At 52.1% G+C, this 14518-nt stretch carries 17 protein-coding genes; 7 read left to right on the forward strand and 10 right to left on the reverse strand.

Going from position 1 to position 14518, the window contains the following annotated elements; all coding sequences use genetic code 11:
• Window positions 1-69 precede the first annotated feature (69 nt).
• The 4 genes from CU100_RS00445 to CU100_RS00460 are packed head-to-tail and all read right to left on the reverse strand — an operon-like array spanning window position 70 to window position 3579.
• Window positions 70-651, reverse strand: a complete 582-nt coding sequence (locus CU100_RS00445; RefSeq protein WP_183635501.1) for a hypothetical protein — start codon at window positions 649-651, stop codon at window positions 70-72.
• Between the two features lie 45 nt (window positions 652-696).
• Window positions 697-1206 (reverse strand): hypothetical protein, encoded by a 510-nt coding sequence (locus CU100_RS00450; RefSeq protein WP_106714608.1) that lies wholly within the window; start codon window positions 1204-1206, stop codon window positions 697-699.
• A gap of 7 nt (window positions 1207-1213) precedes the next feature.
• The gene (locus CU100_RS00455) at window positions 1214-2251 is read right to left on the reverse strand and encodes a YaaC family protein (RefSeq protein WP_106714609.1); all 1038 of its coding nucleotides are present in this window, start codon (window positions 2249-2251) and stop codon (window positions 1214-1216) included.
• A 59-nt stretch (window positions 2252-2310) separates the two neighbouring features.
• Window positions 2311-3579, reverse strand: a complete 1269-nt coding sequence (locus tag CU100_RS00460; protein WP_342588299.1) for a trypsin-like peptidase domain-containing protein — start codon at window positions 3577-3579, stop codon at window positions 2311-2313.
• A 241-nt stretch (window positions 3580-3820) separates the two neighbouring features.
• Between CU100_RS00460 and CU100_RS00465 the strand changes: the two genes are divergently transcribed.
• Complete coding sequence (locus CU100_RS00465; protein WP_106714610.1) at window positions 3821-4135, forward strand: HGGxSTG domain-containing protein; 315 nt, start codon at window positions 3821-3823, stop codon at window positions 4133-4135.
• 204 nt (window positions 4136-4339) lie between these two features.
• On the opposite strand, the gene CU100_RS00470 is transcribed toward CU100_RS00465, so the two are convergent.
• From CU100_RS00470 to CU100_RS00485, 4 genes are all read right to left on the reverse strand, one after another.
• Window positions 4340-6460, reverse strand: a complete 2121-nt coding sequence (locus CU100_RS00470) for a bifunctional DNA primase/polymerase (protein ID WP_170113703.1) — start codon at window positions 6458-6460, stop codon at window positions 4340-4342.
• Complete coding sequence (locus CU100_RS00475; RefSeq protein WP_106714612.1) at window positions 6457-6684, reverse strand: helix-turn-helix domain-containing protein; 228 nt, start codon at window positions 6682-6684, stop codon at window positions 6457-6459. Before CU100_RS00475 ends, CU100_RS00470 begins: the two co-directional genes overlap by 4 nt.
• 89 nt (window positions 6685-6773) lie before the next feature.
• Entirely contained in the window at window positions 6774-7220 is a 447-nt protein-coding gene (locus CU100_RS00480) for a hypothetical protein (protein ID WP_106714613.1), read from the reverse strand.
• Entirely contained in the window at window positions 7217-8416 is a 1200-nt protein-coding gene (locus CU100_RS00485; RefSeq protein ID WP_106714614.1) for a tyrosine-type recombinase/integrase, read from the reverse strand. The genes CU100_RS00480 and CU100_RS00485 overlap by 4 nt, the downstream gene beginning before the upstream one ends.
• A 462-nt stretch (window positions 8417-8878) precedes the next feature.
• Here CU100_RS00485 and CU100_RS00490 point away from each other — a divergent pair, with 462 nt between their 5' ends.
• The gene (locus CU100_RS00490; RefSeq protein ID WP_106714615.1) at window positions 8879-9196 is read left to right on the forward strand and encodes a PepSY domain-containing protein; all 318 of its coding nucleotides are present in this window, start codon (window positions 8879-8881) and stop codon (window positions 9194-9196) included.
• Between the two features lie 43 nt (window positions 9197-9239).
• Here CU100_RS00490 and CU100_RS00495 read toward each other — a convergent pair whose 3' ends face one another.
• Window positions 9240-9533: a DUF6074 family protein gene (locus tag CU100_RS00495; RefSeq protein ID WP_106714616.1), complete on the reverse strand. Its 294-nt coding sequence runs from the start codon at window positions 9531-9533 to the stop codon at window positions 9240-9242.
• A gap of 240 nt (window positions 9534-9773) precedes the next feature.
• Between CU100_RS00495 and CU100_RS00500 the strand changes: the two genes are divergently transcribed.
• The 4 genes from CU100_RS00500 to CU100_RS00515 all read left to right on the forward strand — a co-directional run bounded on the left by CU100_RS00500 (window position 9774) and on the right by CU100_RS00515 (window position 12783).
• On the forward strand, window positions 9774-10199 hold the full coding sequence (locus tag CU100_RS00500) for a hypothetical protein (protein ID WP_106714617.1): 426 nt from the start codon (window positions 9774-9776) through the stop codon (window positions 10197-10199).
• A 60-nt stretch (window positions 10200-10259) separates the two neighbouring features.
• Entirely contained in the window at window positions 10260-11099 is an 840-nt protein-coding gene (locus CU100_RS00505; protein ID WP_106714618.1) for an SDR family NAD(P)-dependent oxidoreductase, read from the forward strand.
• 165 nt (window positions 11100-11264) lie between these two features.
• Window positions 11265-11432 (forward strand): hypothetical protein, encoded by a 168-nt coding sequence (locus tag CU100_RS00510; protein WP_183635499.1) that lies wholly within the window; start codon window positions 11265-11267, stop codon window positions 11430-11432.
• A 100-nt stretch (window positions 11433-11532) separates the two neighbouring features.
• Window positions 11533-12783, forward strand: coding sequence for an aminopeptidase (locus CU100_RS00515; RefSeq protein WP_106714619.1), 1251 nt, complete (start codon window positions 11533-11535; stop codon window positions 12781-12783).
• Between the two features lie 54 nt (window positions 12784-12837).
• On the opposite strand, the gene CU100_RS00520 is transcribed toward CU100_RS00515, so the two are convergent.
• Window positions 12838-13941 (reverse strand): saccharopine dehydrogenase family protein, encoded by a 1104-nt coding sequence (locus tag CU100_RS00520; protein WP_106714620.1) that lies wholly within the window; start codon window positions 13939-13941, stop codon window positions 12838-12840.
• 120 nt (window positions 13942-14061) lie between these two features.
• Here CU100_RS00520 and CU100_RS00525 point away from each other — a divergent pair, with 120 nt between their 5' ends.
• Window positions 14062-14490, forward strand: coding sequence for an Lrp/AsnC family transcriptional regulator (locus tag CU100_RS00525; protein WP_106714621.1), 429 nt, complete (start codon window positions 14062-14064; stop codon window positions 14488-14490).
• Window positions 14491-14518 lie beyond the last annotated feature (28 nt).

The raw sequence follows: 14518 nt of genomic DNA on the forward strand, positions 1-14518 counted from the left end.
TCTTTAATACTGATTTCTCAGGCGACAGCCATGGGAAATTGGCGACGTCAATACAAAGCCGTTCAGTTATCAGTCTTCAAGATCGCGAACCGCACCTTTAACATTCAGCAGTGCATGCTTTCCCAAGAATTTAATAAGCACAACTTCAATTTTGTTACATAAATCTGCGTCAGCGACAGCAAGAAATGCCCCACGGACCACAAGCGGATGTTTAAACCAAAATCTGGTTTGGTGATCTTTAACACGCATTCGAACACTCGCTACAGATTTACCTACGTACACTGGTCGATCTGTTATGTCATAGAATACATATATTCCCGCTTTTTCAGGTACAGTTTCCAAGTCTGAAGGGGTGAAATCAGCCCATTCGTAACCTGCAATCGGCGACGCCTGTCTCTCGTCCTCCTCGATCTGCGGGGGGACGTTTTCCTGCAATGCAGCTGCAAGTTTCAACCTTGTCTCTTCCCTCGGAGAAACGGTATTACCCTTAACGATATTCCATACGCCGGTGTATGTGATGCCTGTCTTTTCGGCGAGGGCGTTGATCGACAGACCCTTGCGTTGCATTTCCAGGAGAAGCCATTCGCCGAAAGTTTGTCGTTGCGATAGATCGTTGAGAGCCTCGAAGCCGTCGGAATTTTCGTTGATCATAGCTTTGCCCCTTTGGGTCTGGTTTGTCGAATTTCGGGATAGTAATTATAAGAATTTTGCAGCTTGCAGAATTTGCGACACACCATCTCGTTCATCTTGATATTTTATTACCGAACGAACATTAGGCATTCCCAATGCCATGAGTGAAATGTAGCCTTCACCAATCTGTAATAAGTGTAGGGAATGGTCCGGATTTTCGTATTGGACTTCATCAATTTTATTTCCATCATAATCTCTGAAGCACAGAATAACGGGAATTCCTGCTGTATCAGCAAGCTGGAGTTCAATCCCCATCCCAGTTGATGGAAAACTCGCTTCTGCGATCACAAGATCGGCCTCCTCGACCATCCTCCGATCCCACAGGTAACAATAGCGCGCCCTTTCCGAAAACGGTTTGTCCGCAAGCTGGGGGTCACTATTGACCAACGCATATTTTACGTCGTCCACGCTATCCAACGACTTCAAATTTTGTGCAATCAGGTGAATGAATTGGGTGTATTCGGTAAAATGATTTCGTGGAACGTGCGTGAGCCCGCAGGCGACGTATATCTTCATTTGTACCTCATGTTGGCGCACGGACATTTGGCGACTGGAACTGATAGCCCGTTAGTTCGGATGCAATTTCGTCGATAAATTGGTTTGGCGACATCTGGATAAACTCGCTGAGCAACCAGTTATATTTTCCTGAAAGATGAGCCGACAGTTCCAAAGGTGCATATCTACAAAGTTCACTCAGGCGGTGCATACCCGCCAGTACCAGCGTGGGAACTTGACGTTCAATCCGAGTGGGACCAGCGGTATTGACTTTTATGTACCACAGTGTTTGCGCACCGTTTATATAGTTCAGGTAACCTTGAAGTTGACGGCGAAGGGAAGCCAAATTCTCTAAGTCGACAGCCGAAGGGCGGCTTGCGCTGCTGACTGCCACATCAGCGGATGACCGCAAAAAACTGTCGCTTCCCGGATCTGGGACAAAATTCGGAGCCAGTCGTTTAATTGCTTGGCGGCTAGTATGGTCCTTGGACATCTTAAATCTCAGATATGCCCTTCGCGTAAGGCGGTCGAAGGCATATACGGGCTCCACTATCGGCATAAACATCTGCGCTTGACCCGGATGAGACAGGCAATAAGTGCGATGGATGAACGGCAGATTGAACAAAATCTCTTTGAGCGAATGTGTCCTACTCTCTTCAGGTTCGTGATAATATTGCGCCAAGGAAAACAGGACACCGCGATTTGCAATTCGAATACCGGTATTTGATATATTTACGCGGGTGCTCGCACCGGGAATGGCGTGTCTGCCGACACCATGATGCTCGTGAAAATTAATATTCTTGGAGGCAAGAAGAGCTTTCACTGCATTCATATAACTATAGTATAGAAGTAGTGGGGATGATTGAAGTGGCAGTCCTATCGATGCCTTGTAAAACTCTTCAGCCTGACCCCAATAAAAGAGCCCTTTATCCAATTTGTTGCGTTTAAGCCAAAGTGCAACGAATGTCCAAGGGCTGTTTGTCAGTACCGTCCTTGAGCCAAAAATTTGGTTGATCGAGGCTTTATGAAGAGATAATTCACGTCCTTTATATTTGACGATACTCATGATTTCTCTCGTAACTCTGGTCGTACCTCAAGGTCAGGATCAATATCTAAGCAACTCGTTCACTTTATACCCAGTTCGACACCAGCCCGTTTCGTCACAACGCCGACCTGGCTTTTTAGCCAACAGTCATTGCTTTTCCGGACATACGAAAACGCTCTGCATACGTCGTCTCTAATGCATGCGACAAAACAACCGACGAACGTACTGCCCTGCAAGCGCCGATAGTCTCCGCCTGCACTATCGCGACTTGCATGTATGGAGATGGATGTTTTCAAGACATCGCCAGCTTTCTCGGTTGAATAGCTAGCGATAGCATCTTTGTTGCGGATCAACAGTGCGGCATCATTCTTGAGAAAACAGTAATTGGCATCACGGTTGTATGTCACTGCTTTACAGGAAAGATCGTCGGCGCAAGCCGATTTGCATTGCCCAAACGTTACATTTTTCAGTGTCGCGTAATCGAACCCAATCACATCAAGGCCGCCGACAACGATAAAGCTTCTATGCGGCAAAAAGGGCTCTGGTATTGGCGCGACGGTCGAACTGCTTGGAGGATTTGTGTGTGCCGAAGCTACAGGAGCTTCCTCGTTTTTCTGACCATAACAGAGAATTTGAATAACACTTGGTGACACCTTATCCGCGAGATCAGCGGTGGCCAATGGCGTCTCCGCGGTATCCACTGACTGATATTTAACGCCACGAGCCTGAAGAAACAATTCCAGTACACTGGCGCGAACGGCAAAGTTCACATTCTGCGGCAGAATACCCGAATTTGCAGCGAATTTGCTGCCGAGCGTGGCAGTGTTGATGCCGAGGAGACTTCCTGCCTTGTCTAGAAGTGGACCGCCCGAGTTTCCCGGCTGTATAGGCGTGGAGATTTGCAGATATCGTGTGTCGTTTTCTATGCCGACGAGTGAATTGATGTTGCCAGTTGTGATCTTCACGCTATCTGACAGGAGGCCCGACAAAGGGTAGCCCAGCGCCGCAACATCTTCGCCAAGTCGCGGGGAGGCGCGACGGATCGCAATCCCGCTAATGCCCGAGGCTGGCGTAGACACACGAACTATTGCAAGGTCATTTTGCGTATCTACCTGCTTTTGCAGAACGCTTCCGAAGGTGCCCACGGTTATGCTCTCGCAACCTTCTATGACATGAGCATTCGTTGCCAGCCAGCCTTCGGCGTTCACGAAGAAACCTGTCCCCGAACTCGATGCCTTTTCTTCGGCATTCACGCACGTGATGGAACACGATAACGCGCACAGAACTGCGAGCGCCAACCTTTTTATGTGCATTTCCTTACCCCACGACCCCAGAATGAACGTTCGCATGAGCGCGAAAAACAATCAATAATCTGAATAGACGATGCCAATCGTCATTTCGTTCAGCGCTGAGCCGTATAACACATCGGTTGATAAGAGTTTTCATGTGCGGCAAACGTCAAATAATTCATGTATTACAATGATTTAATTCTCAACGCACAATACCGTATTTTATTCAATTCTTACGGAAATGCGATTGGTACGACGGGAGCTCCTGCAATATAATCTGGGTCGGAAAATACGATGAAGAATGGCATCGAAGGATCAACCCTTGGACGATCACAATTGCACCCCAAGTAAGAAAACGTGGCTTTTCGGCCCTGACTGGTCTGGTCGGCGTTGTGGTGCAAAGACGCGTTCCGGCAAACCATGTCAGAAGCCAGCACTGAAACATAATGCGCGCTGTCAAATCCATGGCGGACGGGGTGGTGCGCCAGCAGGAGAGAGGAACGGCAATTACCGGACCGGCGAGTACACTAAACAAACCCTGCGGGAGAAACGTGAAGCCTTTCAACGCATCAGGGAATTGGTTGCCATCGGAAAGCAAATCGGCATGTTTGACTGACCTTGAATGTCGTCGAACTAAGCGGTTGTCAGTGGTCAATTTGTCCGCCAGCCGGACGGATAGATAGATATCTGAAGCCTGCCAAAGATCTTCGTGTTTACGCGAAACCGTTTTGGTCACCCCCCACCCCCCACACCCCTATGGGGTGGTGGTGGGGCAGGTTGAGGACCAAGCATACTGGTCAGTTCGCCAGTGGAACATGGGTCAACTCTGGCTTTTTTTGGGTACGGCATAGCATTTTTTCATTTCACGTTTGTGATTGGCACGTTCAACAACTGTGATGGCGCCGGTTTTGAGCCAGTGTCCCAAAACGCCTTGTACTTGTCGCAGCGCGGCTTTCTGAGGACCCGTTTTATTCACCCGCGTCATCCCTTGACCGACGTCGATGCCAAGCTCATTGGCTACGATATATCCCCCCCAATCCGGAGATTGCGGATTGGCGCGATAGGAACTTGCCTCAAACTTTTCTTGCACGCTGCGCAATACTTGATCGCTAGCGAAAATCGCCATATCGGGTGGAACCCATCTTGTAACAATTCCGACGTCATCCGAATTCTCCAATGTCACTGTCTTCATCTCGTACCAATCTTGCTGGTCAGAGGAAGCAGACATGTTTTGCTTCTCTGAAGAAGCCAAAAAATGAGACCGATGATTTTCAGCGCCAAGTCGAGCCGCATCATTTTCCGTCATGCGATTGAGCACGCGTACCTCGCGGCACGAAGCAGCGAAGGCGCTACCACCCCGCGCACTTTCGGCGGTCAAATTTTCACCGTTTTGCTTCCGGGCGTGATGAACCAACTCGATAGCGCAATTGCCCCGTTCAGCTATATCTGACCATGTGCGTATAGCAATTTCGATAGCTGTGTTATCGTTTTCCGGTAAGCGATGAGATGCGACGAAAGGATCGATGATCAGGACATCGATTTTATTTCTTTGTATACCTTCAACTAGCTGCCTCACCACATGCGGCGACACAATAATTTTGTCACCTGCTTTTTCAGCAATGGTGATCGGCGTATCGCGCCCCGAATTGACAAAAAGTCTGCCAGCAACGTCAGCGTCGTTCAGTTTGAAATATTTGCGTATAGCCACAAATCGACGATTAAGCTCGTCAATAGGATCTTCCAGATTGATATACCAAACCCGCAGCGGTGGCTGCGCCACGGATACGTCAAGAATTTTCTTGGCGCTAACCATGGCTAGCGCCTCGGTTTGAACAAGGATGCTCTTCCCGATACCGCCCGCTGAAACAGTTGCCGACACAAACTTTCGGATCAAATGTTTACCGTAGAGCCAATCACGTTTCGTTACGTGTTTTTCCTCGATCCATGAAAACGGTAGCGGAACGATTACTGGAGAGGTTTTCCTAGCCTCATCCGCCAGCGCCCGGGCAACTCCTGTCCTCGGCATTTTGCCACCTATCGGCGCGGTGCCGTTGGTGACCGACGTTGGTGCCGACCGGGGTTCATTACAACCAGCACGAAATCCGCTCTCAAAAGTGGCAGCGGCTTCAACATCGTCCATTTTTCGCTGAGATGCTGCCTCAAGTAAGCAATTTGCGTCTGTTCGAGATATTTCTCCACCAGCAACAAGTTGACCAATAGCGTGCGCAGCGACATTGAGGCTGTTATTCGCAGTCCCGGCCGGTGCCGTGGACACTCGTTCAAATTCTCTGTCTAAAGCCGCTTGACCGTATGCCGTCGTGGCACCTGTGCCGAAAGTATTTATTGGTAGAGCAGGTCGATAGCTCGTACCAGTCGCTTTTGTCGAATATGCCCAATGGGGAAGGGGTGTTGCGATCTGGGAAAGAGCGCCAAAATTTTGGGCATGGGCAAAGTGATAGTCTGATCCGCTGATCGTCGGCCTCGAAGGTGGCAAGATGATCATACCGCCTTCGGCCCGAAGATCGATGCCGGAGCCAATCTTTCCTGCGCTGTTTTTGAGCCCACTCTCCCAGAAACCAAAATAGTAGTGGGATCCCCCAGAAGGTGTTTTAACTTCTACAGCATCTTTCGGGATGGAAAATCCCAAAGTATGCAACGTACTATGACCGTCTATCCCATTCTTCTGGTCAACATCCAGCACTACAAAGCCGCTTCGTGGGCCTGTTGGAGCACCAATCATCGCCGTTGGCCATCGTCGCCACCATTTCTCGATCTGATCGGGATCTTTTGTTGCCTCAGTCGACCAAGAGACAAGCGGGACCTTGTTGCCGCCCACAGGAAAAACAGGAATTCCCGCTGCAGCATATTGTTTCGCAGCCGAAATCATTTCAGCGGTAAGAGCTGTGTTACGCTCCTCAGGTGACAATGAAGGGGCGCTCATTGCTCGTCGCTCCCCGTATTCCATTTTGTCTGAGGGCGAGTGCGGAGAAACTCAATAAGTTCTTCGCCCATTACAAATGTGCGCTTGCCAATCTTACGACGGGTGAGATGACCTTCATTGAAAAGTTTGTGCAGTGAGCCCGGCGAAAGTCCGCTGACTTGGCAGGCTTCCGAGATGCTGTACGCAAGCTTGACGAGAGATTTTCCGTTGTTCGATGGATCCATAATAACCGCCTATTGTTGAAGACGGTTACCCATTATTCACATGGCGCTCGGCATTTCAGCACCAACAATTCCATATTAAATGACCCGGATCATCCGGTTAATCGATCAATATTGCGGTAGACCTTTCGATAGAAGGTGTCGGCTCTTTTTGCTTCGCTTTCACTGACATTTAGCCGCTGTGCAACCGTGACAACTACATTCTTTGCGGGCGGCTTCATCTCTCTCAACTCATTGCAGGCGATGCCGATCTCCCACCAACGCGATGGTCGGTAATGGACTGGCCGTCCCCGCCCGTGCTGATGTTGGACGGGGTCGAGGAAGTCAGCTGCCAAACGTTGGACCAGAGCGGGCGCTTTTCCAGTCCGAAGGTATGATACAATTGCGTCACGAGCCGCATCTTTGTTGCCCGACAGCATTACGTCCAGAATAAAAAAAACGTCCACGTAGTCCTTCGCAACAGAAGTGTCTTTCGCCATGGCAACAATGCTGGAAGCGATTTCTAACGCTTCAGCGTCTTCCTCAAGGCGCTTCGTCATGCCTTCGCCCTCAACGCGACAACGTTTTTCGGAACATCCTGACCAGAGCAGTATGCTGACCAGCATTCTAATAAAGCCCTTCGTTTTTCGATGGCCGACGACCGCCGGTAAGCTCTTTCCGTTGCGTCCCCCACACGGTGTGCCAATGCAGTTTCAATCAAATCTCGCGGGAAGTGGGTTTCATCGCCCGCCCAATCGCGGAAAGTGCTGCGAAACCCATGCGGCGTGATTTCATCTTGCTTCATGCGCCTCAGAAGCATCTCGATGGAAGTTGCAGACAATGGACGATTGGGCCGCTGCCCCGGAAATATGTAGTCAGATGTGCGAACGGTCTTGAGCCTGTTCAGGATCATGAGGGCTGCTGGTGTCAGTGGCACACTATGGTTCTTGCCTGCCTTCATTCGATTGCCCGGTATGTTCCAAAGTCTTTCGTCAAAATCGATTTCGTGCCACGTGGCGTTTAAAACCTCACCGGAACGTGCTGCTGACAAAATGAGGAACTCCAATGCCAGAGCAGCTACGGCTTCACGTTCACGTAAGTTTTTCATGAAAGCTGGCAAAATCTTATAGGGGAGTGCTGCGTGGTGACCGCGCTGCAACCTGACCCGAGTTGGCAAAATTAACTTTAAATGGCCCTGCCATAGTGCTGGGTTCATACCGTCCCGCCATCCTTTGGCCTTGGCAAAATCCAGAACGCGCTCAATCCTTCCACGTATTCGCGATGCGGTTTCCGACTTGTTTTGCCAAATTGGCAAGAGAATTCTGAGGATGTCGTCCGTCGTGATCTTATCGACGGCCTTCTTTGTTATGGAACGACAGTACGCCTCCCCGAGGGTCATTTCCCATTGAGCAGAGTGTTTTTCATTTCGCCACGCCGGTCTGTTAACTTTTAGGAACAGGTCAACACATTCAGAGAAACATGGCACCGTTTCCTTTTGACGTAGTGAGAATGGGTCAATTCCGTTAACCACACTCGCTTTCGCCTCTGCCGCCACGAGGCGAGCTTTAGCGAGAGACACTGCAGGGTAGCCACCGAGCCCCATAGCTCGGCGCCGACCTGCAGTCTTCCACATATAGAGCCAAGCTTTTGTCCGGGATGCCGACACTTCTAGGTATAACCCGCCCCCGTCCCCATATCGCCCCGGTTCCAGCTTGCCTTTAACTTTGAGATCAGAAAGCTTGTGTATTGCGGCCATTTCCTGCACCCTTTCCTGCACCTTTGCTCGTTAATGGTGATGAACAATAGGCTAGAATGCAAGAGCCTGTTTTGGCTAACAAACTGAAAAACTTACATATAACTTTGTTATAGAGAACAATAGAGAACTGCAGTTGGAAGTTCTCCCTCTCCGCCATCGCTCCCATCGTACTGGAATGTCAGTCTCGCCGGCGAACTCAAGAAGAGCTCCTTCTCGCCCGCTCGATCACCTCATGTCGTATCGCCAACACGCCTATCTTGTCGCAGAACCATTCCCGGCTGTAGCTCCGTGTGTCAAGCAATTCTGCATGCTCTAGCCGGGTCCCGCGGCTTGACAGGCAAACAAAGATAGCACCGCCGCTGCGATACTACGCTGTTACCCTGACCGGCACGGAACCCCACGCCGTAAGGAACGTTTATCAGCCTGAATGGGCGGCATTGGAATTTGGAAAGGAAAAGCATCATGTTGAAGAAAATGCTGATCATGGGAGCAGTTGCCGTGGTAGCGGCGACATCTGCACCGCAGGCATTTGCCCAGTCCATTGAGATTGGACCTGACGGCGTCCGGCTGCGGGAGCAGTCACGCGAACGGGTATATCGCGAGACCTCCGGAATCAGTGAGCGTCAGGCAGTTCGCATCGCTAGAAGCGAGGGTTTGCGCGACGTGGACGATGTTCGCAGGACAAGATCGAGGTTTGTAATCGAAGGCACGGATCGGCGCGGCGACGACATACGCGTCGATGTGGACCGCCGCACGGGTGACGTAATCGCCGTGAGATAGGACCTCGGAACTGGGTTGCCCGCTGCATTTTGCGGCGGGCCCTCTAGGCCGACGTGTCTCCATAGGCTTCGGCGAGGTCGTAAAGGCGTAGCAACTCCTGCTCGACTGCCGTGAAGAACGCCCCGACCTGCTCGTCCTGCTCATCCTCCGCAACGCCTAGCCGGTCCAGATGGCGAAACAACATCTCGGCGACCATGTTTCGATACGCCTCGGCTTGGCGATCGGTGGTTTTTTCCATGAGCTTGGCCGCTACGTCGCGAACCTTGGCCACGCGTTTCGTCAACGGAAATGCTATGATCTGACATTGGATGGGGTATTCGGCTCCGAACATACTCATACTCTTTCCGGCCCGGCAAAACTTGCCGTAATTGCAGTTGATTCGCCCAACGATAAGACGAAGGTTCCTAACAATGTGTTCCGGTCTAACCGGTCGCTGTGAGCCGCCTCCTAACCAGCGTTCCGTAACGGTGACGAACAGATTGTGTGTAACGAAACCATAATATTGCCCGCTACGGCACGCATGCCTATTCAGGTTCAGGTATAGTGATTCGCATTCGTTACGGCGCAGACAGCAGACATGGCACTCAGCAATGCAGAGAGGCAGAGGCGGCACCGCGAACGGCAGAAGCAGAAGCTTGCCGTTGCTGCGCCCGACCTTGGCACCCAATACGAGAACGTCGGCGCTGATTTACGCAACAAGCTATATGCACTCGTCGACGACGAAAACGCCCGCAGGGAACGTTACGTAACTGGAAAACCGGTAGCAAAGACCGATTTCCGCCGGGTGATTCTCGACATTGCCCTGAACGAAAATCGCTCCGGCATCGCCGATGCTGCACGCATGGTTCTCATTCAAGCGCTGTGCATGGGCGAAAGCTCCGAAAAGGAAATCATCGAAGCGCGGCGGCAAAAGCATGCTCATCTTGAGCAGACGACGGAAAAACGTCCGAGGGAACAGGTAGCGCCACTTGCCCATTACCTGCGCGTTCCCAATTTCGGCTGAGCGACAAGCCTTCAGTTAAGTCCCATCTTGCGGGGTTGTCGATAAACAAGGAGCATGACCATGGCCCATCTCGCCTTCGCACCCTCAAATGTCGCAGTGATCACAGGAGGCGCGTCCGGCATCGGACTTGCGGCCGCGAAACGTTTCGCCTCCATGGGTATGAACGTCGTGATCGCCGATCTTGGCGGCGAGAAGCTGGACGCGGCCTGCATTTCGGTATCTCAGCGCGGCGGGGGCGGAAGCGTACTCGGCGTGGCGACTGATGTAAGCAGCGTAGAAGATCTACAGCGGTTGCAACAAACCGTATTGCAGAAACTCGGCAGTGTTGACGTCCTGATGAATAATGCGGGCGTTCAGCCGGGCAGCAGCATCTTTGATCCGCACAATTGGGCGCAGATACTCGATATCAATCTCTTCGGCGTCATCCGGGGCAGCCAGATTTTCGCTCCTGAGATGATCCGGCAGCAAAGACCGGGCCTCATCATCAACACCGGCTCCAAGCAGGGCATCACAACCCCGCCGGGAGACCCTGCCTATAACGTCTCGAAATCAGGCGTGAAGACCTTCACCGAGGCGTTGCAACATGAGTTACGTAACACAAAAAACTGTCAGGTAACGGCCCATCTCTTCATACCTGGATTCGTCTTTACGCCCCTGACCGCAGGTGAGCGCACCACCAAGCCGGCAGGTGCCTGGACACCGGAACAAACGGTCGATTTCATGCTGGAGCGCGTGTCGGCTGGAGATTTCTACATACTCTGTCCCGATAATGACGTGCCTCGCAGTCTTGATGAGCGACGCATTCTCTGGGCAGCCAACGACATCATCAAGAACCGCCCGCCTTTATCGCGGTGGCATCCGGATCATCAGGATGAATTTGCCGATTTCGCAAAAGAATAATTGCACAGCAGAGAGTCGTTAAGCCTCATACCTAAGGCGAATTGAAGAAATCCCTATATCGAGATACAGCTTGTCGACGGCTCTCTGCCTCTAGCCTCGAATTACTCGGGGCGGAGTTGTGTATTTCAAACGGCTGATAACGGCCACTAACACAGGACCGTCTGAATGAATGCTAGTGCCCGTCCTGCTGCCTTCACCAGAGACGGTGCTCCGGCGATCGACCTTGTAGACGGCGACGACCTCTGTCAGCTTCTCAAGGAATTGCAAATTGGTGTGAAAGTTCAACTTGTTGAGGAAATCACTCTGGATTTGCAGGCCTTGTCCACGATTTAGCCCGTTGTTGTGGCGAAACCAGCGTGGAAAGGCGAACTTGCCTTTTTGAGCAACCTGAAACTATGCTCCTGATCGTTTCATCGATCACGCTGGATTCGCAATGACCTCATCTCCCAAAATTCCCGCCGTCGATCCTGTCAAGCTCGACAGGCTGGCGGAAGTCGCCATCAAGATCGGCCTGCAGTTGCAGCAGAAGCAGGATCTCCTGATCACCGCCCCACTGGCTGCAGTACCGCTGGTACGCCGTCTGACGGAGCATGCCTATAAGGCGGGTGCAGGTTTGGTGACCACGCTATACAGCGACGAAGAGACCACTTTGATGCGCTACAGGAACGCGCCGGATGATAGTTTCGACCGCGCCACCGGGTGGCTCTACGAGGGCATGGCTCAGGCCTTCTCCGCCAATACAGCCCGGCTGGCCGTTGCGGGCGACAACCCGATGCTGCTTTCCTCCGAAGATCCGGAGAAGGTCTCCCGCGCCAACAAGGCTCAATCACGTGCCTACCAGCCGGCTTTGGAGAAGATCGTCAACTTCGAGGTCAACTGGAATATCGTTTCGTACCCGAATCCATCCTGGGCAAGGCAAGTCTTCCCTGATCAGGACCCGGAAGTTGCCGTCAGTCTGCTTGCAGATGCCATTTTCGCTGCATCGCGCGTCGATCGCGACGATCCTGTCGAGGCTTGGCGCGACCATAATTCCGCCCTGCACAAGCGGAGAAATTGGCTGAATGCCCGCACGTTCTCCGCCCTGCATTTCAAGGGACCTGGCACTGATCTGACCGTGGGCCTTGCCGACGAACATGAATGGCAGGGCGGCGCTTCCCTTGCCAAGAACGGCATCACCTGCAACCCGAACATACCGACAGAAGAAGTTTTCACGACACCGCACGCGCTTCGGGTTCACGGGCATGTTTCAAGCACGAAGCCGCTTTCGCATCAGGGCACCTTGATTGAAAACATCAAGGTTCGCTTCGAAGACGGAAGGATCGTCGAAGCAAAGGCGACGCGCGGCGAGGAAGTGTTCAACAAGGTTCTTGGTACTGACGAGGGTGCCCGCCGCCTGGGCGAAGTGGCGCTCGTTCCACATTCCTCACCGATTTCCGCCTCCGGCCTGCTGTTCTTCAACACGCTCTTCGATGAGAACGCCGCCAGTCACATAGCCCTTGGTCAATGCTATTCGAAATGCTTCGTCAACGGCGGAGAGCTTTCATCCGATGAAGTCGCAGCGCGCGGGGGCAACAAAAGCCTCATTCATATCGACTGGATGATAGGTTCCGGCGATATCGATGTCGACGGGATCAACAAGGATGGCTCTGCGGTCCCTGTCATGCGTAAGGGCGAATGGGTTTGATCGGTTCAACTGGAAGGCCACCTGTCAAGATGGCCTTTCACCTGAAATAATGCGTCAAGCCACGAGCCGTCCAGCCGATTCCGCTTGTGCATAGGCCTTGCCGAAGCGATTGGAGAGGAATGCGTCCAGCGCGATGTCTTCCTGCTTGAGGAAACCCTGTTGAGGCAGATCACCCCTTGCCAGCATGTCCAGCACAGCACAGATCGCCGACGCTGTCGTGATCTGGATTCCGCTATAAAGCTGCGCGCCAATATGACCGCTATAGACCTTGTTAGCATATGTTTCCTGGAGAAGGCGGCCTTTCTTGCGGCCACTGACCGTAACGAAGATCACCACGACGTCCTGCAGGGTCGAAGGCAAGGCATTTTCGAGAATGTCCTTGAATACGTCGCGGCGATCTCGCAGACCGAGATCGTTGAGCAGCGCCTTCATGATGGCCGCATGTCCGGGATAGCGGATAGTGCGATAGTTCAGCGTACGTACCTTGCCCAGTAATGTTTCACACAATGTGCCCAGGCCACCGGAAGTGTTGAAGGCTTCATAGGTCACACCGTCCAGCGAGAATTCCTCACGCTCTTCCAGCGGTGGCACTTCGGTCAATTCGCCATCCACGATTGCTTCGCAGGGCTCGCAATACTCGTTGATGACACCATCCGTGCTCCAGGTGAGATTATAGTTGAGGGCATTGGATGGGTATTGCGGCAGCGCACCGACGCGCATGCGCACGCTTTCGAGCGTGTCGAAGCGCTTGGCAAGATCATTGGCAACAATCGAGATGAAACCAGGTGCAAGGCCGCATTGCGGAATGAAGGCAGTCTTCGCAGTCTTCGCGAGTTCCTTGACGATTCGCGTGCTGGCGACATCTTCGGTCAAATCGAGATAGTGTACGCAGGATCTGGCAGCAGCTTCGGCTATGCGGGTGGTCAAATGAAATGGCGCTGCACTGAGGACGGCGAATTTGCCATCGAGGATATTTTCGAGCGCGCCGGCTTCGGCAATTTCGATGCAGGCAGTCGCAACGAGCGGCGATACGTCCAGGGCATCGAGCTGAGCCTGGTGCCTGTCAACGACGGTAACTCTATAGTCCCCGGTACCCGACAATAGATTGGCGATTGTCCCGCCGATCTTTCCAGCGCCGACGACAACGATCTCTTTCATGTGATTTCCCCTCGAAGATACGAATTTGGTTCAATTTCGCATATTGCTTGGCGGAATGAAGTCTATAAACTGACGAAACAACGCTTAAATTTGCACAACATGCCGACGGGATTAGTCATTATGCTATCTGAAACCGACCATTCCCTCCTTTCACTATTACGCGAGAATGCAAGGGTCTCGACTGCGGATCTTGCCCGCAAGATGGGCTTGTCACGCACGACAGTGCAGAGCCGTATCGAGCGGCTGGAAAAGCGCGGCATGATAAGAGGGTATAGCGTTCAGCTATCGCCCGAATACGAGCAAAATCTTGTCAAGGCGCATGTGTTGGTAACCGCCTTGCCCAAACTTGCTACGAAGGTTGAAGCAGCGCTTCGAAGGATAGCTTGGGTCAGAACGCTTCATTCGGTTAGCGGCCAATTCGACATGATTGTCATTGTCGAAGCGCCATCCATCCAGGAACTGGACAAGTTACTCGATGAAATTGGTTCGCTCGATGGTGTCGAGCGCACCATGTCTTCGATCATTCTCTCCACTCGCATCGACCGTTAAAGCTTATATCCTTCTTGACTCCTGCTCC

The organism is Phyllobacterium endophyticum (genome assembly GCF_003010935.1).
Lineage (GTDB): Bacteria > Pseudomonadota > Alphaproteobacteria > Rhizobiales > Rhizobiaceae > Phyllobacterium > Phyllobacterium endophyticum.

Coding starts and splice junctions, on each gene's coding strand:
- CU100_RS00485 (WP_106714614.1), bottom strand. CDS start 8,416: ATGGCCGCAATACACAAGCTTTCTGATCTCAAAGTTAAAGGCAAGCTG.
- CU100_RS00495 (WP_106714616.1), bottom strand. CDS start 9,533: ATGAGTATGTTCGGAGCCGAATACCCCATCCAATGTCAGATCATAGCA.
- CU100_RS00500 (WP_106714617.1), top strand. CDS start 9,774: ATGGCACTCAGCAATGCAGAGAGGCAGAGGCGGCACCGCGAACGGCAG.
- CU100_RS00450 (WP_106714608.1), bottom strand. CDS start 1,206: ATGAAGATATACGTCGCCTGCGGGCTCACGCACGTTCCACGAAATCAT.
- CU100_RS00475 (WP_106714612.1), bottom strand. CDS start 6,684: ATGGATCCATCGAACAACGGAAAATCTCTCGTCAAGCTTGCGTACAGC.
- CU100_RS00520 (WP_106714620.1), bottom strand. CDS start 13,941: ATGAAAGAGATCGTTGTCGTCGGCGCTGGAAAGATCGGCGGGACAATC.
- CU100_RS00460 (WP_342588299.1), bottom strand. CDS start 3,579: ATGCGAACGTTCATTCTGGGGTCGTGGGGTAAGGAAATGCACATAAAA.
- CU100_RS00505 (WP_106714618.1), top strand. CDS start 10,260: ATGGCCCATCTCGCCTTCGCACCCTCAAATGTCGCAGTGATCACAGGA.
- CU100_RS00490 (WP_106714615.1), top strand. CDS start 8,879: ATGTTGAAGAAAATGCTGATCATGGGAGCAGTTGCCGTGGTAGCGGCG.
- CU100_RS00525 (WP_106714621.1), top strand. CDS start 14,062: ATGCTATCTGAAACCGACCATTCCCTCCTTTCACTATTACGCGAGAAT.
- CU100_RS00455 (WP_106714609.1), bottom strand. CDS start 2,251: ATGAGTATCGTCAAATATAAAGGACGTGAATTATCTCTTCATAAAGCC.
- CU100_RS00515 (WP_106714619.1), top strand. CDS start 11,533: ATGACCTCATCTCCCAAAATTCCCGCCGTCGATCCTGTCAAGCTCGAC.
- CU100_RS00480 (WP_106714613.1), bottom strand. CDS start 7,220: ATGACGAAGCGCCTTGAGGAAGACGCTGAAGCGTTAGAAATCGCTTCC.
- CU100_RS00510 (WP_183635499.1), top strand. CDS start 11,265: ATGAATGCTAGTGCCCGTCCTGCTGCCTTCACCAGAGACGGTGCTCCG.
- CU100_RS00445 (WP_183635501.1), bottom strand. CDS start 651: ATGATCAACGAAAATTCCGACGGCTTCGAGGCTCTCAACGATCTATCG.
- CU100_RS00470 (WP_170113703.1), bottom strand. CDS start 6,460: ATGAGCGCCCCTTCATTGTCACCTGAGGAGCGTAACACAGCTCTTACC.
- CU100_RS00465 (WP_106714610.1), top strand. CDS start 3,821: ATGGCATCGAAGGATCAACCCTTGGACGATCACAATTGCACCCCAAGT.